This window comes from Pseudomonas sp. GM60, from assembly GCF_000282415.1.
Classification (GTDB): Bacteria; Pseudomonadota; Gammaproteobacteria; order Pseudomonadales; family Pseudomonadaceae; genus Aquipseudomonas; species Aquipseudomonas migulae.
In genome coordinates, this window is sequence record NZ_AKJI01000070.1 from 147063 (window position 1) to 168628 (window position 21566).

At 59.7% G+C, this 21566-nt stretch carries 16 protein-coding genes; 11 read left to right on the forward strand and 5 right to left on the reverse strand.

Going from position 1 to position 21566, the window contains the following annotated elements; all coding sequences use genetic code 11:
- The first annotated feature begins 15 nt into the window (after nucleotides 1–15).
- The 4 genes from PMI32_RS11565 to PMI32_RS11550 all read left to right on the forward strand — a co-directional run bounded on the left by PMI32_RS11565 (nucleotide 16) and on the right by PMI32_RS11550 (nucleotide 8141).
- Nucleotides 16–1008 (forward strand): AraC family transcriptional regulator, encoded by a 993-nt coding sequence (locus tag PMI32_RS11565; RefSeq protein WP_008030718.1) that lies wholly within the window; start codon nucleotides 16–18, stop codon nucleotides 1006–1008.
- A gap of 250 nt (nucleotides 1009–1258) precedes the next feature.
- Nucleotides 1259–2296 (forward strand): histone deacetylase family protein, encoded by a 1038-nt coding sequence (locus PMI32_RS11560; protein WP_008030719.1) that lies wholly within the window; start codon nucleotides 1259–1261, stop codon nucleotides 2294–2296.
- Between the two features lie 5 nt (nucleotides 2297–2301).
- On the forward strand, nucleotides 2302–3402 hold the full coding sequence (locus PMI32_RS11555; protein ID WP_008030720.1) for a polyamine ABC transporter substrate-binding protein: 1101 nt from the start codon (nucleotides 2302–2304) through the stop codon (nucleotides 3400–3402).
- Nucleotides 3403–3554: 152 nt separating this feature from the next.
- Entirely contained in the window at nucleotides 3555–8141 is a 4587-nt protein-coding gene (locus PMI32_RS11550; RefSeq protein WP_008030721.1) for a DUF4200 domain-containing protein, read from the forward strand.
- 28 nt (nucleotides 8142–8169) lie between these two features.
- On the opposite strand, the gene pdxR is transcribed toward PMI32_RS11550, so the two are convergent.
- Nucleotides 8170–9720: a MocR-like pyridoxine biosynthesis transcription factor PdxR gene (gene pdxR, locus PMI32_RS11545; RefSeq protein WP_008030722.1), complete on the reverse strand. Its 1551-nt coding sequence runs from the start codon at nucleotides 9718–9720 to the stop codon at nucleotides 8170–8172.
- 90 nt (nucleotides 9721–9810) lie between these two features.
- On the opposite strand from pdxR, the gene PMI32_RS11540 reads away from it, so the two are divergent.
- The 3 genes from PMI32_RS11540 to PMI32_RS11530 are packed head-to-tail and all read left to right on the forward strand — an operon-like array spanning nucleotide 9811 to nucleotide 11579.
- Nucleotides 9811–10434, forward strand: a complete 624-nt coding sequence (locus PMI32_RS11540) for an FMN-binding negative transcriptional regulator (protein ID WP_008030723.1) — start codon at nucleotides 9811–9813, stop codon at nucleotides 10432–10434.
- A gap of 9 nt (nucleotides 10435–10443) precedes the next feature.
- Complete coding sequence (locus PMI32_RS11535) at nucleotides 10444–10890, forward strand: GNAT family N-acetyltransferase (protein ID WP_008030725.1); 447 nt, start codon at nucleotides 10444–10446, stop codon at nucleotides 10888–10890.
- A 17-nt stretch (nucleotides 10891–10907) separates the two neighbouring features.
- Nucleotides 10908–11579: a GNAT family N-acetyltransferase gene (locus tag PMI32_RS11530; protein WP_008030727.1), complete on the forward strand. Its 672-nt coding sequence runs from the start codon at nucleotides 10908–10910 to the stop codon at nucleotides 11577–11579.
- 119 nt (nucleotides 11580–11698) lie between these two features.
- Here the strand turns inward: PMI32_RS11530 and PMI32_RS11525 are convergent, their stop codons facing one another.
- Nucleotides 11699–12598, reverse strand: a complete 900-nt coding sequence (locus PMI32_RS11525) for a homocysteine S-methyltransferase family protein (RefSeq protein ID WP_008030729.1) — start codon at nucleotides 12596–12598, stop codon at nucleotides 11699–11701.
- A gap of 112 nt (nucleotides 12599–12710) precedes the next feature.
- Here PMI32_RS11525 and PMI32_RS11520 point away from each other — a divergent pair, with 112 nt between their 5' ends.
- The 3 genes from PMI32_RS11520 to PMI32_RS11510 all read left to right on the forward strand — a co-directional run bounded on the left by PMI32_RS11520 (nucleotide 12711) and on the right by PMI32_RS11510 (nucleotide 16656).
- Nucleotides 12711–13532, forward strand: coding sequence for an ABC transporter substrate-binding protein (locus PMI32_RS11520; RefSeq protein ID WP_008030731.1), 822 nt, complete (start codon nucleotides 12711–12713; stop codon nucleotides 13530–13532).
- Nucleotides 13529–14365: an amino acid ABC transporter permease gene (locus PMI32_RS11515; protein ID WP_008030736.1), complete on the forward strand. Its 837-nt coding sequence runs from the start codon at nucleotides 13529–13531 to the stop codon at nucleotides 14363–14365. The genes PMI32_RS11520 and PMI32_RS11515 overlap by 4 nt, the downstream gene beginning before the upstream one ends.
- Before the next feature lie 233 nt (nucleotides 14366–14598).
- On the forward strand, nucleotides 14599–16656 hold the full coding sequence (locus PMI32_RS11510) for an autotransporter outer membrane beta-barrel domain-containing protein (RefSeq protein ID WP_008030737.1): 2058 nt from the start codon (nucleotides 14599–14601) through the stop codon (nucleotides 16654–16656).
- 190 nt (nucleotides 16657–16846) lie between these two features.
- On the opposite strand, the gene oadA is transcribed toward PMI32_RS11510, so the two are convergent.
- Together oadA and PMI32_RS11500 are read right to left on the reverse strand one after the other, a co-directional pair.
- A complete protein-coding gene (gene oadA / locus PMI32_RS11505; protein ID WP_008030738.1) occupies nucleotides 16847–18655 on the reverse strand; it encodes a sodium-extruding oxaloacetate decarboxylase subunit alpha in 1809 nt (602 codons plus the stop codon).
- 11 nt (nucleotides 18656–18666) lie between these two features.
- Nucleotides 18667–20082 (reverse strand): acetyl-CoA carboxylase biotin carboxylase subunit, encoded by a 1416-nt coding sequence (locus PMI32_RS11500; RefSeq protein WP_008030739.1) that lies wholly within the window; start codon nucleotides 20080–20082, stop codon nucleotides 18667–18669.
- Nucleotides 20083–20272: 190 nt separating this feature from the next.
- Between PMI32_RS11500 and PMI32_RS11495 the strand changes: the two genes are divergently transcribed.
- Nucleotides 20273–21235 carry a LysR family transcriptional regulator gene (locus PMI32_RS11495; RefSeq protein WP_008030740.1) on the forward strand — a complete coding sequence of 321 codons (963 nt, stop codon included), beginning with the start codon at nucleotides 20273–20275 and terminating at the stop codon, nucleotides 21233–21235.
- Here the strand turns inward: PMI32_RS11495 and PMI32_RS29885 are convergent.
- A complete protein-coding gene (locus tag PMI32_RS29885) occupies nucleotides 21177–21386 on the reverse strand; it encodes a PA3496 family putative envelope integrity protein (protein WP_008030742.1) in 210 nt (69 codons plus the stop codon). The two genes, PMI32_RS11495 and PMI32_RS29885, sit on opposite strands and share 59 nt — an antisense overlap.
- Nucleotides 21387–21566 lie beyond the last annotated feature (180 nt).

Below are 21566 nucleotides of genomic sequence, written 5' to 3' on the forward strand. Positions count from 1 at the left end.
GGCTGGAAGCCGCTCATGCTGCACTCCCACCTCACCACCCTCAACGCTGTCTCTCTGGTGCTCAACGCCTTCAAGGCCGAAGGCCTGTCCAGCGACGCCTTGCTCGCGGGCAGCGGTATCAGCGCAGCGGACTTGAACCGTGCCGACACGCGCATCACCACCAACCAGGAAATGCAGGTCTGCGCCAACGCGGTCGCGCTCAAGCGTGACATCGGCCTGGAGCTGGGTCGGCGCATGCATGTTTCCTGCTACGGGATGCTCGGTTATGCGCTGCTCACCAGTGCCACCTTCGGTGACGCTTTGCGTCTGGCGATACGTTTTCCGGCGCTGTTGGGAACACTTTTCGAGCTGAGCCTGGAGGACGACGGCGAACGCATCTGGTTCGTCGCCGCCGACTACCGGGAGAGCCCGGCAATGGCGGTGTTCAATGCCGAGTTCTGCCTGGTGTCATTGAAAGTCACCTGCGACGACCTGCTCGGTCACCCGCTGCCGTTGATCGCCGCGCGCTTCGAACATGCTGCGCCGGACTATCAAGCAACCTACGCCGCACACTTCAACTGCCCGCTGCACTTCGAAGCGCGGGACAACGCCTTTGCTTTCGACAAGCGCTGGCTCGACCAACCCCTGCCGCTCGCGGATGTCATCACCCATCAGGCCATGGCCGAACGCTGCCGCAAGCAGAACCTCGAGTTCACCGGGCGTCAGGCGTGGCTGGGGCGGATTCGCCAGTTGCTCAGCGCGCAATTGAATGCCGCACCGGGGCTCGAAGGATTGGCCGAGCAGATGAATTGCTCGGCGCGGACATTGCGTCGGCACCTCAAGGACCTGGGGTGCAGTTATCAGGAGTTGCTGGATGAGCTGCGATTCGAGCAGGCCAAGCAACTGCTCTGCGAAGACCAGATGCCGATCTACCGGATTGCCGAAGTGCTGGGTTTCAGCGAGACCGCGAGCTTCCGCCATGCCTTTGTGCGCTGGAGCGGCGTGGCGCCCAGCCAGTTCCGCCCCTGACCGACACCATCCCCTTGTAGGAGCGAGGCTTGCCCGCGAAGGCGTCCTCAGGTACGCCAAGAGCTTCGCGGGCAAGCCTCGCTCCTACAGGGTCAATGCGTCATTTGGGGGCGTTGCGGTGTCGAAAAGGGGCGAATTTCGGTCAACTATTTTGGCCACATCGGTCCCCTTTTGGCCTTTCCTGCCGTTCTCCGAATCGCCATCCGCCGCAAGACTGTGTTCAACCGAATCAGCCTGCGGAGAACAAGAAATGCTGACGATCTACTCGGACGATCACCACCTGCACCACGGCCGTTGTGAATTGATAGACGGGCAACTCAAGCCCTGCTTCGAAATGCCCTCGCGCGCCGACCATGTGCTGTCACGGGTGCAAAACCAGAAGCTCGGCCCGGTAGAAGCGCCGAAGGATTTCGGCCTCGACCCGATCGCACGCATTCACAGCCGCGACTACCTCGACTTCTTCAAAGGCGCCTGGGCACGCTGGACCGAGTTCAACACCGACGGCGACTTGCTGCCTTACACCTGGCCGGCGCGTACCTTGCGCCGCATCAAACCCACCAGCCTGCACGGCGAACTGGGTTATTACAGCTTCGACGGCGGCGCCCCGATCACCGCTGGCACCTGGCAAGCCGCGTACAGCGCAGCCCAAGTGGCGCTCACCGCCCAGGCGGAAATCCAGCGTGGCGCGCGCAGTGCCTTCGCTTTGTGCCGTCCACCGGGACACCATGCCGCCAGTGACTTGATGGGCGGTTATTGCTACCTCAACAACGCCGCCATCGCCGCTCAGGCGTTCCTCGATCGGGGCCACAAGAAAGTCGCGATCCTCGACGTCGATTACCACCACGGCAACGGCACCCAATCGATTTTCTATGAGCGCAGCGACGTGCTGTTCACCTCGATCCACGGCCATCCGGAAGCCGAGTTTCCGTTCTTCCTCGGTTATGAAGACGAACTCGGCGAAGGCGCGGGCGAAGGCTTCAACTTCAACTACCCGTTGCCCGCCGGCAGCGGTTGGGATGTCTGGAGCGCCGCGCTGGAACAAGCCTGCAAAGAGATCGAAAAGTACGGCGCCGAGATCGTCGTCGTGTCCCTGGGCGTCGATACGTTCAAGGACGATCCAATCTCCCAGTTCAAGCTCGACAGCCCGGATTACCTGGCGATGGGCGAGCGCATCGCCAAGCTGGGCGTGCCGACCCTGTTCGTGATGGAAGGCGGTTACGCGGTCGAAGAAATCGGCATCAATGCCGTGAACGTTCTTGAAGGTTTTGAAAGCGCCCAAGGGAAATAACAACAATGAACACACTCAAGCGTTTCATCGTGCCCGCGCTCTGCGCCACGGTGCTCAGCGGAGCCGCTCACGCCGAAGAGCGCACGTTGCGCGTCTACAACTGGTTCGATTACATCACCCCCAAAGCGCTGGAAGACTTCAAGGCGCAGAACACCCAGACCAAGCTGATCTACGACATTTTCGACACCAACGAAGCGCTGGAAGCCAAGCTGCTGACCGGCAACTCCGGTTACGACGCGGTGGTGCCGTCCAACGTGTTCCTCGCCAAGCAGATCGAGGCCGGTGTTTTCCAACCGCTGGACCGCAGCAAACTGCCGAACTGGAACCACCTCGATCCCAAGCTGATGAAGCTGATCGAAGCCAACGACCCCGGCAACAAATTCGCCGTGCCGTACATGTACGGGACCATCCTGATCGGCTTCAACCCGGACAAAGTCAAAGCCGCCCTGGGCGCCGACGCGCCGGTTGATAGCTGGGACCTGATCTTCAAGGAAGAGAACATCAGCAAGCTCAAGCAGTGCGGCGTCGCCCTGCTCGATTCGCCGTCGGAGATCCTGCCGCTGGCCCTGCAACACCTCGGCCTGGACCCCAACAGCAAGAAGCCGGCGGACTACGAAAAGGCTGAAGCGCTGTTGATGAAGATCCGGCCGTACGTCACGTACTTCCACTCCTCCAAGTACATGGCCGACATTGCCAACGGTGAGATCTGCGTCGCGGTCGGTTATTCCGGCAGCTTCTCCCAGGCGGCCAACCGCGCCAAGGAGGCAAAGAACGGGGTGACCGTCGACATGCGCCTGCCGAAAGAAGGTGCGCCGATCTGGTTCGACATGCTCGCGATTCCGAAGGGCGCGAAGAACACCGAGGACGCCTACACCTTCATCAACTACCTGCTGCAACCGCAGGTGATCGCGCCGGTCAGTGACTTCGTCGGTTACCCGAACCCGAACAAGGACGCCACGGAACTGGTCGACCCGGCGATCCGCAACAACCCGAACCTGTACCCGACCGAAACGGCCATGGCCACGCTTTACACCCTGCAACCGCTGCCGCGTGATGCCGAACGTGCGCGCACGCGGGCCTGGACCAAAATCAAGTCGGGGACCTGAAGCCCTTCCTGAAAAACGAAGACCCGCCGTGATGCGGGTCTTTTTTTGCCTGCGATATTTATGTACCGCCAGACACCTGAGCCCGCCCGATACCGTCCCCTGATCCAGCGCTGCGCAATCAACAACAGCGCACCCTCAATCAGGAGACGACCATGTCCGATACCCTTTCCCCGAGTGCAGAAAATGTACTGACCCAACTGGTCACCGGCCCCTCGATCAGAGAGGTTGCAGCGACTGCATTGGCGCCTGCACTCAACGCGCTCTACCCGCACTTGAAGATTGATCCGACGCTCGCCACGGTCGTCACTCCGACCTGGCTCAATACCGGCAGCGAGGTCGTGCCGGGCAATGACCTGTATGAATCGCTCACCGACGTATTGGTACGGCTCGGGTTGTCGGGTTCGACGGTGACGTTCATCGATGGCGAGCATTTCCTGACCCTGCAACCGGGCGTTGCACCGCCGGCTCAACTGCCCGTGAACATCACGGCCATCGGTTCACTGATTAATACGCTCGCACCGCAGCTGTTCATCGCCTACCAGCAACAGCAACTGGATTACTGGAATCAGCAGACAAGCCCTTCGACCCCACGCTGGCATCAGCTCTCGCAGGCGCTGCAGGACATCTGGAACCTCGACGAGGCCACCGATTGGGATGCCGATCAAAAAGCAATGGCCCTTGCCGTGTTCACTCATCCGGATCGGACCACACGGCGCTCACAGGACAAGTACCTGACCAAGGCCTGCCTGATCGATACCGAACACGTTGAAAGCGCGCAGAGCAAACATCTGCGGGTTCTGGATATCGCGGTGTTTGTGGGCACGTCGGGCAGTCGAACCCAGGTGCTGACACACTCGATTACCGAAGGGTTCAGGCGTTACGACTCTGTTGCGGCACTGGGCGAAACCTTGTTTGCAAACCCTGGGGCGTCAAGCACCGGGCAGACGCTGCAATGGCGCCTGTATGAACCCGAGGGCAATTTCTTTCATCAACAGGCGTGTGCACTGATCGCACTCGAAGCCGAAGCCATCGGTGCCTTCAATACATTCCAGAGCACTACGCCAACCAGGCTTTCACCGCAAATCAGCGCGGCGGCGAAGAGCTTCACTGAGTTTGAAGCCCTGCCTTCGTCGCGCTTCAACCAGGTTCAGGGGTTACTGACAGGCTGGCTGAGCAACGCATCGTCAGCGGACCTGACCCGTTACAGCCGACACCTGATGGACCTGGCGCAGTTGCGGGAACAGGACGCGGGAAAAACCTTCGACGAAGGCATCGCTTCACTGCCGGAATTTACCCTGCAAACCCTGCGAGAGCAGATGATCAAGGATCATCCAACGGCAGCGGACCTGAATCTGAAGGACGTGCAAATCAGCATCACCAGCGTCATCGTGCTGGGCGCTGTCGTGGTCCCCGGCAAGACGCAGACCGTTACGTTGTCGCTGATCGAATTGGCACTGCAAAACCTGATTGCCGTTCCGTTGGGCAACAAGACGGTGCAGTACAAAAACGGCGACCCTGTGCCCGCCTGGATGACACCCGCCTACCTGGAAAAACTCGTGACCCAGGTCGATATCGGCGCGGTTTACCCGGCGCTGATCAAGCGCAAGTTGCTGGATGACTCGCGAGAATCGTTGCGCCGACAAACGCTCTACACGCGTCATCTGCGCACCCAGTTGCCCTTGCAGGCGCTGCAACACAAGATGCGCGGCGAAGCCGGCATTGATGAACAAGGCTACCAATTCGTCAACGCAGCTCTGCAGCCAAGCGCGGCCGACCGCCGGGTGAATGGGCAGGAGATTGTCATTCGCCCATTGGCGTTCATCTCCGGTGATAGCGCCGACAGCAAGGGCGACGAAGTTGCCAATATGTTCGTCATCGGTCCGCGATCCGCTAATCAGGGACCGTGTCTGCTCTATCGGCCATTGCTCATGCCTTCGCTGACGCAGTACCCGAACGAAGCCAATCTGCTGTACGCGATCAAGCACGAAAAACCCCTTCGCCAATCGGTCCTCGCGTGGCTGGCCGACGACGTACGCTTCAACTATTCCCAGTACGTGTTTTCCGGTGAGTTGCCTTCGGTCTGGACCCTGACCCAACTGCTGGTCGATCCCACCTCGGCGCTGGGCAAGATGGGCGCGGTGTCGCTCAGTGCGGCAGCCCTTGATGATGATTCACTGGCGCCGCTGTTCAAAGCCAATGCCAACGCCATGATCACCTTGGCTGACCGCCAATCGGTGTCCAATGCGCAAGCTCGCTGGGAAACGCTCAAGCACGGTGCATGGATGCTATTCAACGTTGCCTTGCCCTTCCTCGGGCGCACTGCCGGGGTTGCCGCGTGGATCTGGCAGATCATGGACGACTTGCAGGGAATCACCGATGCCGCAGAAAGCGAAGACAGTCAGCTCGCCTGGTCTGCCGTGACCGATTTGCTGTTGACGCTCGGCATGGTACTGGCTCATCGGGCTGCGGCTCGCCATAAACCGGTCTCGCGGTTGGCCGAGAAACTCGAGCCGTCACCGGTCACACCGCCCCTCAAGCCTGCGCAGAAAATCACGGTCACTCGCCTGCCCGACCTTAATCAACTGCCTCGCGACCATGAGACGTCTTTGCACGCCGTCGCCACGCTGCCGCCTGTAGCGTTGGGCACCTTGCTGGATGAGCTGGCCATTGCCGAACCCAAGGGAATGGCCGTCGCCTCCAGCGCGGCCGGCCCTCACCAACACCTCAATTCACTTAACGGAAAATGGTATGCGAAGGTCGGCCAGCGATGGTTCGAAGTCACCCTCAACGACAATAACGACGTGCAGATCATTGACTCACGCCAGTCCCCCCCGCGCACCGGGCCGTTGCTGATCAAGAACGCCAGCGGCGAATGGTTTATCGATACACGGCTGAGACTGCGGGGCGGGGGCAAGGAAAAGCAACGGCTGGAACAGCAAAACAAGCAGCGCCAGGCTGAACTGAAACAGCAAATGATCGCGTTCGAAAGCCAGGTCAAAAGCCGGGAAACAGAACTCAAGGACGCTGAAAAAAACGCGAAGGCTCCGAGCGCCACCGCCACCCATCGCCGCTTGTACCTTGAAATGCTCGACGCGCAGATGTCATTCATCAGCGCCAACATTGAACAGATGAAAGCGTTCAATGCTCGCGAAGCCATTCCCAATTTCCGAAAAGCGATGATCAGCCGCCTGGATTTCCAACTATCGCTGCTGGAGAAATGGTTCGACCACCAGCGTCCTGTTTTCGACAATCAAATGCGGCTCTCCCTCAATCTTCTCGACACACAACCAACGGAAAACACGCAGGCCGCCCGACAGACCTTTCAACACATGAGCGATCTGACCGAGGGCTACATCAACAAAATCGAATTCGCGCAATCGCGCTTCGAGCAACTGAACCTGCTCGGCAAAGAAGCCGTGGAAGTGATCCGCGACGTCAAGGCCAACATGCCGACGTTCGATTTACAGGACCTCAAACTGTTCCAGATCACACTGGCCCAGGAGTTGTGCCTCGCCCCCTCGGTTGCGCTCACGCATGAAGCACGCCCGGCGCTGGAGAGCGTTGTCGAAAACGCAGCGCTCGCCATTCAGGCTTCACTGGATCTGGCCGCTGACGAAGACGTGTTGCGCTTGCCGGAGCGAATCGAAGGACTCAGTGATCTGGTGGAGCAACTCACGGTCACCGATCAGCGCATCATCGATCTGCCCGGCGAGTTCCCCGGTCAGTTCCTGCAACCCGCGCTCGACCTGATGCGCCAACGTATCGACGCGTTTCAACAGCGCACCGTGAAGCACCTGGCGAGCCTGCTGCGCGAGCGCCAGGCGCTCGAACCGCAACCTGGCCCTTCCCGTCTGCCGACCGCTCCTGTCAAACGCATCATCAAGACCCGTTACAACGGCACGGTGGTCGGCCAAATACGCGCCGATGCCGTGGCGGACGGATCAGAACTGGTCGACGTAACCTCGACACTGACAGGCAAAGTCATCTCGACCTTTCATGAGAAAACCCCAGGAGTGTGGGTTGAACGAGTGGCCGCGAAACCGGTTTCCCCTGCCGTCGTCCAACCTGATTTGGGTACAAGCATTGTTCAAGGTCAGGCAATGCTGGACGGGCAGGAGGCGTTCATCCGCCGAACAGACGCCCATTCGAAGGGAGCGCGGCGAATTCCCGTGGAAATAGAGGAAATGTTCCATCAACAAGCCCATCGGCTGCAGGAGGTCGCCAAGGCAATCGACGAAGCACTGATTTCCAGCAACGCCACCGATGACGGTCCGGGGTCTGCCGTGACACTGGTCAAGCAGCTGAATGACGGAGCAACCCGCCTCTACAGTCAGGGACGCACAACGCGAATCAGCATGACAAAACTACAGCCGCCGACGGCAGAGCGGGTCCAGTGGCTGCAAAGCGAAGGTCAGGTCGACATCGTCAGGAACCCCGGCCGACGCTTGCTCAAAAGCCGAAAAAAAGACTACCTCGAGGAATATGAAGTCCGTGACCACACCAGCAAAAACGTTCTGTGGTATGCACACTTTCACTACGCGCAGCCCGCGTCGCCTGTCCAGACGTTCACGGCGGCGCATCTGAAAACCGTGCAGCAACGGCTGCTGGGCGGCGCATCCGAAGCGCGCAGTGCAAATGACGATCTCCACGCGATTGCGATCTATCGCAGCGAAATCAGCCCGCAACTGGCGACTGCACTGTTTTTCGCGAAGGTACTGCCATCGGCCTCAAAATCGTAAGTCTTGCGTCGGGGTGAGCCGTGACTGCTTAACGCCGCCAGACCTTTTCCAGCCGCCCGAGTGCGGTGCTGATGGCCGCCTCGGGCACGGCCGCGAAACCCAGGACCAGCCCGGCACGCTGGTCCACCGGTTTCTGCGAGTCCGGCAACCAATAGCTGCTCAGCGCATTGATCTCGACATCGACGCTGGCGGCTTTTTCTATCAGCTCGTACTCGCGCGCCTGTGAGTCGACCGCCACCGTCAGATGCAACCCTGCCGCGACACTTGGCAGGCTGCCGATGCCGGGGATGTTCTGCGGCCAGCCCGCCAGCAACGTATTGCGACGACTCAGGGCAGCACGGCGCATGCGGCGGATGTGGCGCTGGAAATGCCCGGCGGCCATGAACTCGGCCATCACCGCCTGGGTGCTGACTTCGGAATGCCGGACGTCCACCGCTCGACGTTGAGAAAACGCCTGCACCAGTGCCGGCGGCAACACCAGATAACCCAGGCGCAACGCCGGGAATGCGACTTTGCCAAAAGTCCCGACGTACAAGACCCGGCCCTGCCGATCGAGTGCCGCCAACGGCGCCAGGGGTGCGCCGCTGTAACGGTATTCGCCATCGTAGTCGTCCTCGACGATCCAGCCTTGGTTGCGCTCCGCCCAAGCGAGTAATTCAAGACGCCGCGCCAGGCTCATTACCACGCCGGTCGGGTATTGATGCGAAGGCGTGACATAGGCCAGTCGACAATCGCTGAGCCGGGCCAGTTCGGTGCAGTCGATGCCCTCGCCGTCCACCGCCACCCCATGCAATTTCGCCCCGGCCACGGCGAACGCATGACCTGCCGCCCGATACCCCGGATTTTCAATCGCCACGCCGTCGCCCGGCTCCACCAGCAGCTGTGCACAAAGGCTAATCCCCTGCTGTGCGCCGCTGGTGATCACTATTTGCTCAGCCGTGCACTGCATCCCCCGCGAACTGCGCAAATAAGCGGCGATCAGGCCGCGTAAGCGCGCATCGCCCGCCGGATCGCCATAACACAGCTGCTGCAAATCCGGTTTACGCCAGAAAGCCGCATTCAGCTTGGCCCACACCTCGAAGGGAAACAGGTCAAACGCCGGCACGCCCACCCGAAAAGCCCGAGGCGGACCGCTGGGCGGCGTGGCCAAATGGTTCTTTTCAACGCGTCCCAGCGCTCCGCTGTGGATAACTTTACTGGATGAAACCACAGGTAAATCCAGCCAATTTGTGGATAAGGCTGTGGGTAACCCTGTTGGCAACCCTGTGGATACTTTTGTGGATAGTTTTTTCGTGGGCAACGGCGCTTGAGGCAATTGCGCGACGTAAGTCCCGTCCCCGACACGCCCCTCGATAAAGCCCTCTGCGTAGAGCTGATCGTAGGCGCGAACCACGCTGTTGCGGGAAATTGCCAACGCCGCCGCCAAGTCCCGGCTGGCCGGCAATCGAGTGCCGCTGGCCAATCGCCCGTCGAGCACCCGCAGGCGCAAGGCCTGATAGAGCTGACGACTAAGCCCCTGACGGCGGTCAAGTTCGATACCGGCGGGGTTGAACGACAGGGAAAGCGGCGCTTCGCTCATGACAATGGACCTATGAAATTGGTCGTTAATGGCTCTTACAACAGACCAATAGCCTGCCTAGGATGGACGCATTCGCCAAGGAATTTTTCCATGTACAACCCCAGCGGCTTTGCCATCAAAGATTTGCATAAACTGCAGCAGCAGATACTCGACACGCGCCTGGCCGTGGTGATCACCCACGACGAGCAAGGCTTGCAAGCCAGTCACCTGCCGTTGTTGTTCAGCCCTGAGCAAGGTCCGAATGGCACCCTGTACGGTCACTTCGCCCGGGCCAATCCGCAATGGAAGGCACTGCAAAACGGTGCCGAAGCGCTGGTCATTTTCGCCGGTGCCGACGCGTACATCAGCCCGGGCTTTTATCCGAGCAAAGCCGAGCACGGCAAAGTCGTACCGACCTGGAACTACGTCGCCGTACACGCTTACGGCACCGCAGAGGTTTTCACCGACGCCGACCGCCTGCTCAACCTGGTCAGTACGTTGACCGATCGCCATGAAGCCGGTCGCGCCCAACCATGGAAGGTTGCCGATGCACCCGCCGACTACATCGACGGCATGCTCAAGGCCATCGTCGGGTTTGCCCTGCCGATCCAGCGCCTGGAAGGCAAACGCAAACTCAGCCAGAACCGCAGCACCGCAGACATCGCCGGTGTGCGCGAGGGGCTCGCCGCCAGCCCCGACGTGCACGACCAGGCCCTCGCCCACTTGATGCGCTAAGGATTGAACATGAGTCAGATTGAAATCCGCCAGGTCACCGCCGATGATCACGCTGCGTGGCTGCCGTTGTGGCAAGCCTACCTGCGCTTCTACAACACCGAACTGCCTGAGGCGGTCACGGACAGCACATGGCAACGCCTGCTCGACTCGAATGAACCGACTCATTCGGCATTGGCGTGGAGCGACGGCAAAGCGGTCGGCATGGTGAACTTCATCTACCATCGGTCGAACTGGAGCATCGAAAACTCCTGCTACCTGCAAGACCTGTTGGTAACACCCGAAACCCGCGGCACCGGCGTCGGCCGCAAACTGATCGAATTTGTCTACGCGACCGCCAAAGCGGACGGTTGCTGCAAGGTCCACTGGTTGACCCACGAAACCAACGCCACCGCGATCCAGCTCTACGAGCGCATCGCCGAGCGCCCTGGTTTCATCCAGTTCCGCAAAGCCCTTTAAGGTTCAAGGAGAACGACATGACGACTTCACTCGCAGACTGGAAAGGCGTCCCGGCGCCAACGGTGCAAACCATCGAAGGGCGCTTCATCCGCCTGGAAAAACTCGACCCGGCGCGCCATGGCGACGGTTTGTTCAAAGCCCTGCAAGGCCCGGGCGCCGACCCGAAACTCTGGGATTACTTGCCTTACGGTCCTTTCCCGGAGCGCAGCGTTTTCAACGACTGGCTGAACAATCACGCGGCCAACAGCGACCCGTATTTCTTCAGCGTGATCGACCGTGCCAGCGGCGATGTGCAAGGCATTCTCAGTTTGATGTCGATCGTTCCGTCTCAGGGCCGTATTGAAATCGGCCACGTCACCTTCGGTGCGCCGATGCAGCGTTCGCCGAAAAGTACCGAGGCGGTGTATCTGCTGGCGAAAGAGTCGTTCGCCCTTGGTTACCGGCGTCTGGAGTGGAAATGCAATAACGGCAACGCGCGTTCCAAGTACGCGGCGGAGCGGTTGGGGTTCAGTTTTGAAGGGGTGTTCCGCCAGCACATGGTGGTGAAGGGGCAGAACCGGGATACGGCCTGGTATTCGATTCTGGATTCGGAATGGCCGGTGGTTGGGGCGGGGTTTGAGCGGTGGTTGAGTGATGAGAATCAGACGGGGTCGGGGCAGGTGAAAACGTTAGCGGAGTGTCGCGGGTAAATCAGCGGCGCCTGGACGGACGCCATCGCTAGCAAGCCAGCTCCTACAGGGGTTATGCGTTGATCACAACATCGTGATCCACCGAAATCTTGTAGGAGCTGGCTTGCTAGCGATGGGCATCACGCCAATTTCTGGGCAAGCACCGCAATATGCTCCGGCCCAATCCCGCAGCACCCACCCAAATGGCTGGCACCGCGCTCTTTCCAGTCCGCCGCCCAATGCAGGTAGCCCGGCGGGTCCAGATCGTCGCGCAACGGGTCCAGACCGTCATTGGCCGTCGCCTCTTTCGGTTGCGGTGGGAAGGCATTGGCGTACGCGCCGATGTGAATCTTCACCCCCAGACGCTCGAAAGTTTCCCGCGCCGCATCAATCGCCGCACCGATCACTTCCGGCTGGCTGCAGTTGAACAGCAACGTCTCGACGCCCAGCTCCACAGCCACCGCAGCGGCTTCGGCCACAGGTTCGCCGGAACGCAAACGCGGGACTTCGTCCGTGTCCTCATCCTTCAAGGTAAACGACAGCCAGAACGGCTTGCCGTCCTTCGGCAGACCCGCGTGAATCGCTCGCGCTTCCACAATCGAGCTTTGGGTTTCCGCCAGCCACAGGTCGACATGCGGGGCCAGCCCCTCGACCAGCGGCGCGAGCAATTCCGTCACCCGAGCTGCATCGAACAAATCCGGACGATAGGAACCGAACAACGGCGGCAATGAACCCGCCACACGCACCGGTTTGCCCGCAGCGTCCACCGCACGCCTGGCCAACTCCCCGGCCAACGCCGCGAGGGCTCGACCCTCAGCCGCAAAACGTTCTTCGCCAATGTGAAAAGGCACCACCGCATAGCTGTTGCTGGTGATCACGTTCGCGCCGCTTTCGATATAAGCCGCATGCACCGCCTCCACGGCCTGCGGCGCTTCGCTCAAGGCCAGCGCCGACCATTCAGGCTGTCTGAATGGCGCACCCCGGCGTTGCAACTCACGACCCATGCCGCCATCCAGAATCACTGTGCTTGCTGCGCTCATATGCTTTTTACTCATATGCTTATGAAAATAACTCACTACCAGAGTCGTTCTTATAACTATTTAATACGCACCATCCGGTTAATAACAACCATTTTTTTATTAGGGGTCGACTGTGAAACTTCAACCACTACTGGCCCTGGGCCTGACGATTCTGGCTGCCTCCACCCAAGCCTTCGGCGGCGCCACGCTGGACCGCATCGAGCAAAAGAAAGAACTGGTCGGCGTGCTGATGGAAAGCTATCCGCCCTTCTCGTTCCTCAATGACCAGAACCAGCTCGACGGTTTCGACGTTGATGTGGCCAAAGCCGTGGCCAATAAACTCGGGGTCAAATTGCGCCTCGAAACACCTTCCTGGGACGTGATCGCTGCCGGCCGCTGGAGCGGACGCTACGACATTTGCATCTGCTCCATGACCCCGAGCAAGGCCCGCGCCGAAGTCTTTGATTTCCCGGTCGAGTACTACGCCTCACCCGCGGTGATCGTGGTCAACGCCAAGGACGACAGCATCCACAGCGCCAAGGACCTGAGCGGCAAGAAAGTCGGCCTCACCAGTGCTTCCAGCTACGAAAGCTACCTGAACAAAAACCTGGTGATCGAAGGCGCCGAAGACACGCAGTTGCAGTACCCGTTTGAAAACGTGCAGATCGCCCCGTACGACACCGACAACGTGGCGTTCCAGGACTTGGGACTGGGCGCTGGCGTGCGACTGGATGCGGTCCTCACCAACCTGGTCACCGCGCAGCCGCGCCTGACCGAAGACAAACGCTTCAAGCTTGCCGGCGAACCGCTGTACTCGGAGCCGAACTCGGTGGCCATCGAAAAAGGCGATGCACAGTGGGACGCCAAGGTGCGTGACGTCTTCGCGCAACTGAAACAGGACGGCACCCTGAGCACACTCTCGCAAAAATGGATCGGCGCCGACATCAGCAAATGACTTCCTTTCCCAACCCACCTCAGCCGCCACAACCGGTGGCTGAGTCCCGGCTGCAACGGATCTTCGGTTTTCGCACGCGGCTGTACCTGACCTGGGCGGCAATGCTGGGTCTGTTCGCCAGTTTCTTCCTGAGCTTCGACCTGAAGTTCTCGATCATCCTCGACAAGCTGCCCAACCTGATCGGCCTGCACCTGGCGCCGAACGGCTTTCTGCAAGGCGCGGCGCTGACCCTGTTTTTGTGCCTGTGCTCAATCGTCGCGTCGTCGCTGCTGGGCTTCATCACCGCCCTCGCACGGCTGTCGAAAAGCGCCGTGGCCTTCGGCATTGCAAGTTTCTATGCCTCGTTCTTTCGCGGCACTCCGCTGCTGATCCAGATCCTGCTGATCTACCTCGGCCTGCCGCAACTCGGCATCGTGCCGGGCGCCGTCGTCGCCGGGATCATCGCCCTGTCGCTGAACTACGGCGCCTACCTCAGCGAAATCTTCCGCGCCGGCATCCTCGGCGTCCCCCACGGCCAGCGTGAAGCCTCGCTGGCACTGGGCATGCGCGAAACCGTGATCTTCTGGCGCGTCACCCTGCCGCAAGCCATGCGCACCATCATCCCGCCGACCACCAATCAATTCATCTCGATGCTCAAAGACTCGTCACTGATCTCGGTGATGGGTGTTTGGGAGGTGATGTTTCTGGCGCAGTCGTATGGGCGCTCGAGCTATCGCTACATCGAGATGCTGACGACGGCCGCGGTGATTTACTGGGTGATGTCGATTGGGTTGGAGCTGATTCAGGCGCGGATGGAGCGGCATTATGGGAAGGCGTATTTGAGTCGTAGTTAGGCAAAAAATCACCGTCTTCGGGTATGGGCACTTCTGACTTCTCTAACATTCTTTGAGAATTCCTGTAAGAAAAAGCGCCTTGGCAAAACCGATAAATACGGCCATCCCCATTTGGCTGTTCTTTTTCCACGCAACCATCCGACGCCGCCTGCATCGCTGCCGGACGCAGCTGACATCGGCACATATAGCCTCCCTTTTAGAGTTTGGCCTCCTGTCAAAAGAGGCCGAACTCGATGCCCGTTCAACACAAATACCGACCCAGACACCTCGCATTTTCGATAGCACTTGCCGTGGGCTGCGCTGAATTCGCGGCGGCCCAACAAACCAGTACCGATCAAACTTCCGCACCTTTCGAAACGTCCGAAGACTTGATTATGGAACTCGATGCGTTCATCGGAGCTGCCGATACCCAACCCCTCTTGATCAACAAAATCGCGGAGTGGCGAAATCTGCAGTTGGATGAGCGTAACGATCTGGTCAGCGTCCTTTCCGGAGGGGGCATGACCAAGCGACTGGACGGCGATGGTGGCATCAACGTCATCAGACTCGATCACACCAAAGGGGGCACATTGGGCGAAACCCGGGATTTCGCTGGCCTGGATATCAAACAGGGTACGTGGACCCTGAATGGCGGCAAGGACTCCGGAGACTTCCAGATCGGTGCCTTAGTGCGTCCTCAGGCGACGCTCACCAATAACGGACATATCGAAGGGCGCGCAGTCGCTCAAGGCACATTGGTGAACAACGGCAGCATCGGCGGAAACGTCGAGGTGTATGAGTCGGGAACCTTCAGTGGCAAGGGCCGTGTAGGAGGGCTGGACGTAAGCGGCGGGCTTGTCGTCAATCGACAACTCGGCGCACCTGTCGTAGCGGGCGACATGAAACTGTCCAGGACCGCAGTTCTGACCTATGAAGTAAATGCCGATGGCCGAGGCGAGACGATCAAAGTCGATGGCACGGCGAGCCTTGGCGATGCAACCCTGAAAATTGCCGCAACTGGTGATTTCCCGCAAACCAGCCAGTACACCCTCATTGAGGCGACCAACGTCGTGGGGCGTTTCGGCGACATCGAAAACAACCTTGTTTTCATGACACCTGAACTGAATTACGACGACCCGAGAATTGTCAGCCTGACCTACGCACGTAACGATGTATCTTTCGAGAGCATCGCGGATACGGAAAGTGGCAAGCAGTTCGGTGCCAGCATTGAAGAGCCAACGGCCACCCAGACCGAACAAAAAACCTCCAGCACGACCAATGCCGCCGTCACCGCCCTGCTCGGATCCGATCGAGCTACCGCTGCCCACGCCCTCGAAATTCTGGCCGGCGACAGCAACGCCAACCTCGCCAAGGCGACCTTGAACAGTGACGGCCCGATAAGCGCCACCCTGCTCTCGGCCATGCGCCAGCTCGATAGCAACAGTGTTTCCAATAATCAGAATGGTGCGCCTCGACTGGCAGCCGGCAGCGATGCCAATGGCCGAGTCTGGCTCCAGGCGCTGGGACACAGTGGGAAACTGGATCGCGACGATGACCCGCTGCAGCATTCCACCCACGGATTGGTGATAGGTGCCGACTGGCAAATTGATGAGCAATGGCGTCTAGGTCTGATGGGCGGTCAATCCCGCACTCGCCAGAAGAGCCGCGAGTTGGACGGCAATCTGGACAGCTGGCACTTGGGGGCTTACGCACTTCGCCAGAACGGGCCAATGTCCCTGCGCTTGGGCGCGACTTACAACAACCATGATGGCAGCAGCACGCGCCGGGTCGAATTTTACGGTTTCAAGGATCGACCCAAGGGCCGTTACGAGGCCAATACCCAACAAGCCTTCGCAGAGGTGGGTTTCAACCTTGGACGCGCCAGCGTCATCATCGAACCGTTTGCCAGTCTTGGGTACCAGCGCTATCAACGCGACAGTTTCACTGAGAAAGGAGGCGATGCTTCGCTGAAAGTCCACGATCAATCCGAGGAAAACTTCAGCAGCACATTCGGCCTGCGTCTGGCGAAGCTCAATACGCTGGATAACGGAATGCAACTAACGCCGCGTTTCAGCGCAGGCTGGAAACACACGTATGGCAAGGTCTACACAGAAACCAGGCAACGCCTTGTCACCGGTGGCAACGACTACAGCGTCTACAGTGCGCCACAGGATCGGGACAAACTGATGGTCGATGCGGGTGTGGACCTCAGGCTTTCCGCACGTAACACGATTGGAGTGGGGCTCTCGGGTGAAATGGGCAGCGATAGCCGCACTCATGGCGTAATGGGTCAGTGGCGGATGGCGTTCTGATCAACCACTGACACATCACCATACCTGCTCGCGCTAGCGGAGGATCTGCCAATGAAGAGGCTGAATGTCACACCGTAATCGCGAGCAGGCTCGCTCCCACATGGGTCATGTGGTGCCTTGAATAACTGGCGAAAAAAAAGGGGAGCACATGCCCCCCCGAGGTTTAAAGCGTTGTATCGAGGCTGTTAACTCAGCCTTCGATCTCGATCAGGATTTCGCCCGGGTTGACCCGGTCGCCCTTGGCCACGTGGATGGCGGTGACTTTGCCGGCGATGGCCGCCTGCACTTCGGTTTCCATCTTCATCGCTTCGGTGATCAGTACGGCCTGGCCGGCTTTCACAACGTCGCCTTCCTTGACCAGCACGTCGACGATGTTGCCCGGCATGGTGGTGCTGACGTGGCCCGGCGCAGTGGCTTGCTTGCGCTTGCTGCTGCCACCGCTGACGAATTCGTTGAGTGGTTCGAACACCACTTCTTCCGGCATGCCGTCGATGGACAGGTAGAAGTGACGCTTGCCTTCAGCCTTGACGCCGACACCGGTGATGTCGACGCGGTAGGTTTCGCCGTGGACGTCGATGACGAACTCGGTAGGCACGCCTTCGCCGCCGACAGAGGCTACGCCGCCCGCTTCCGGAATCGGCAACAGCACTTCCGGAGTGAGGGTGCCGGCAGCGCGTTCCTCGAGGAATTTGCGGCCGATGTCCGGGAACATCGCGTAGGTCAGCACGTCTTCTTCAGACTTGGCCACGGCGCCGATTTCGGCACGCAGCTTGGTCATTTCCGGCTTGAGCAGGTCAGCCGGACGAACGTCGATCACTTCTTCGCTGCCGATGGCCTGGCGACGCAGTTTTTCGTTTACGGTGCCTGGTGCCTTGCCGTAGCCGCCTTGCAGGTAGAGCTTCACTTCGTTGGTGATGGTCTTGTAGCGCTCACCGGCCAGCACGTTGAAGAACGCCTGGGTGCCAACGATCTGCGAGGTCGGGGTTACCAGCGGCGGGAAGCCGAGGTCTTCACGAACGCGCGGGATTTCGGCCAGCACTTCACTCATGCGGTTCAGCGCGCCCTGCTCTTTGAGCTGGTTGGCCAGGTTGGAGATCATGCCGCCCGGTACCTGGTTGACTTGCACGCGGGTGTCGACGGCGGTGAATTCGCTTTCGAACTGGTGGTACTTCTTGCGCACGGCGTAGAAGTACAGGCCGATCTCTTGCAGCAATTCCAGGTTCAGGCCGGTGTCGAATTCGCTGCCTTTAAGGGCGGCGACCATCGACTCGGTGCCAGGGTGGCTGGTGCCCCAGGCGAAGCTGGAGATCGCGGTGTCGATGTGGTCGGCACCGTTTTCGATGGCCTTCATCTGGCACATCGCAGCCAGGCCAGCGGTGTCGTGCGAGTGAATGAACACTGGCAGCGACTGCTCGGCTTTCAGTGCCTTGACCAGTTCGCCAGTCGCGTACGGCGTCAGCAGGCCGGCCATGTCCTTGATTGCCACCGAATCGCAACCCATGGCTTCCATTTGCTTGGCCTGGTTCACGAATGCCTCGATGGTGTGCACCGGGCTGGTGGTGTAGGCGATGGTGCCTTGGGCGTGTTTGCCGGCAGCTTTCACCGCTTCGATGGCCACGCGCAGGTTACGCACGTCGTTCATGGCGTCGAAGATGCGGAACACGTCGATGCCGTTGACCGCCGCCTTGGCGACGAAGGCCTTGACCACGTCGTCGCTGTAATGGCGGTAGCCCAGCAGGTTCTGGCCACGCAGGAGCATTTGCAAACGGGTGTTAGGCAACGCCGCGCGCAATTGGCGCAGACGCTCCCACGGGTCTTCTTTGAGGAAGCGTACGCAGGCGTCGAACGTCGCGCCGCCCCAGCACTCCAGCGACCAGTAGCCGACTTTGTCGAGCTTGTCGCAGATCGGCAGCATGTCTTCGGTGCGCATGCGGGTGGCGAGCAGCGATTGGTGGGCGTCGCGCAGGATTGTGTCGGTAACGTGGATTTGCTTGCTCATTGTTCTATTCCTCACAGGCCTGCGTGGGCGGCGATGGCGGCGGCGATGGCCAGGGCCAGCTCTTCGGGTTTGCGCTTGATCGAGTAATTGGTCAGTTCAGGGTGGCTTTCAACGAAGCTGGTATTGAACTGGCCGCTACGGAATTCCGGGTTACGCAGGATTTCCTGGTAGTACGCGGCGGTGGTCTTGACCCCTTGCAGACGCATGTCGTCGAGGGCGCGCAAGCCACGGTCCATTGCCTCTTCCCAGGTCAGCGCCCACACCACCAGTTTCAGACACATGGAGTCGTAGAACGGCGGAATGGTGTAGCCGGTGTAGATCGCCGTATCGGTACGCACGCCAGGACCGCCGGGTGCGTAGTAACGGGTGATCTTGCCGAAGCTCGGCAGGAAGTTGTTTTTCGGGTCTTCGGCGTTGATCCGGAATTGCAGCGCGAAACCGCGGTGCTGGATGTCTTCCTGTTTCACCGAAAGCGGCAGGCCGGACGCGATGCGGATCTGCTCACGCACGATGTCGATGCCGGTGATTTCTTCGGTGATGGTGTGTTCCACCTGCACCCGGGTGTTCATCTCCATGAAGTACACCTCGCCCTCGGCGAGCAGGAACTCCACGGTGCCGGCGTTCTCGTAACCCACTGCCTTGGCTGCGCGCACCGACAGGTCGCCGATGTAGGCGCGCTGTTCCGGGGTCAGTTGCGGGCTCGGGGCGATCTCGATGAGCTTCTGGTTGCGGCGCTGGATCGAGCAGTCACGCTCGAACAGGTGCACCACATTGCCAAAGCTGTCGCCGAGGATCTGCGCTTCGATGTGTTTCGGGTTGACGATGCATTTTTCCAGGAACACTTCCGCCGAACCAAAGGCCTTGGTGGCTTCGGAAATGACCCGAGGGAATGCTTGTTCAAGCTCTTCTCGGCTGTCGCAGCGGCGGATACCACGGCCACCACCACCGGAAGTCGCCTTGAGCATCACCGGATATCCGATGCGGTCGCCTTCGACCAAGGCTTCGGCGATGTCCGCGACGTTGCCCTCGGTACCCGGGGTGACGGGTACGCCAGCCTTGATCATGCTGCGACGGGCTTCAGTCTTGTCGCCCATGCGGCGAATCACTTCAGCCGATGGACCGATGAACTTGATGCCGCGTTCTGCGCAGATATCTGCCAGCTCAGCGTTTTCCGAGAGAAAACCGTAGCCGGGATGCAACGCATCACAACCGGTTTCTACCGCCAGATTCACCAGCTTGCGCGCATTCAGGTAACCGGCCAGTGGCTCGGCACCGATGCTGTGGGCTTCATCCGCACGCTTCACATGCAAGGCATGGCGGTCGGCGTCGGAATAGATCGCAACCGAGCGAATGCCCATCTCGGCGCAGGCTCGCACGATTCGTACGGCAATCTCACCACGGTTGGCGATCAGGATCTTTGTTATCACTTGGAGTTTCCCTTGAGCCGGTGGTACCCACGACCTGCTAGACCAGGTCGACGCGTGACCAAATGTTTCAATTCAGTCGCAGGTCCACACTAGCCCCCGCAAGGGATTAACAAAAATGATTAATTATTGGGTCAGGCATAAGTAAAGACTTATAGTTGATGCATCAGCCTGCGGCAGGAGCTTTCAGATAATGCGTAAGTCATTGATGCGTATGACATTGCGTCAATTGCAGATCTTCAATGAGGTCTGTGATTTACGGTCTTACAGCCGTGCGGCGGACGAAATGTCGCTCACACAACCTGCCGTGAGCCTGCAGATTCGTCAACTTGAGGAGCTGATTGGTCAGCCTTTGTTCGATTACGTCGGCAAAAAACTCTACATGACCGAAGCGGCTGAAGCGCTTCAGCGGGCCAGCCGGGATATTTTCGGGCGCCTGGAAAACCTCGACATGCAACTGTCGGACATGCAGGGATCACTGCAGGGGCAACTGAAACTGGCGGTGGAATCCAGCGCCAAGTATTTCGTGCCGCACCTGTTCGCCGCGTTCAAGCGCCAGCATCCGGAAGTGAACCTGCAACTGACGGTGGTCAACCGTGGGCAAGTGATCCGCCGTCTCTCCGACAACCGCGACGACCTGGTGATCATGTCCATGGTGCCGCAGGACATGGGGCTGGAGTTCCTGCCGTTCCTCAACAATCCAATCGTGGCCGTGGCGCCGCCGAATCATCCGCTGTGCCATATGGGACCGTTGCGCTTGCAGGACCTCGAACCCTACACGCTGCTATTGCGCGAGCCCGGCTCGGGTACGCGACTGGCGTGCGAAGAGTATTTCAAAGAGAAGCGCGTGCATTTCAACCAGACCCAAGAGGTCTCATCGGCTGAAGCCCAGCGTGAATGTGTGCTGGCGGGTCTGGGCGTCGCGCTGTTGACGCGCCACGCCCTGAACCTGGAGTTGGCGACCGGCGGACTGATCGAGTTACCGGTCGAAGAACTGCCACTGTTTCGCAGCTGGTGCCTGGTGCAGGCCAAGGCCAAACGGCTGTCGCCGGTGGCCCACGCATTCCTTGCGTTTATCCGCAGCGAACGGGTGCAGATCAGCGCCCTGGTTGAGCGTTTCGACGGGAAGTTGCGGGAGCTGCCTGCCAGTAGTTGAGTTCCAGCTCGGGAAAATCACCGATCTCGGCCAGCAACTGACGGCGCTCGCAGCGATCTTCGATAGCGCGACGAAATTCCATGCGGCGCTGGTCTTCTTGCTGACGACGGGTTTTGACGGCGCTGTTGCGTTCTTCGTAGGGCTGGGCCATTTCGAGTCTCCCAAGGCGATTACGGGAGTTACAGGATGGGCGCGAGGGATGACGGTTTGGCGGCTTGCGCGTTACAGGCAGATGAAAGTTGTCATGTTTGAGGACGCCTTCGCGGGCAAGCCTCGCTCCTACAAATTACACATACCCGTAGGAGCGAGGCTTTCCCGCGAAGACGGCAGG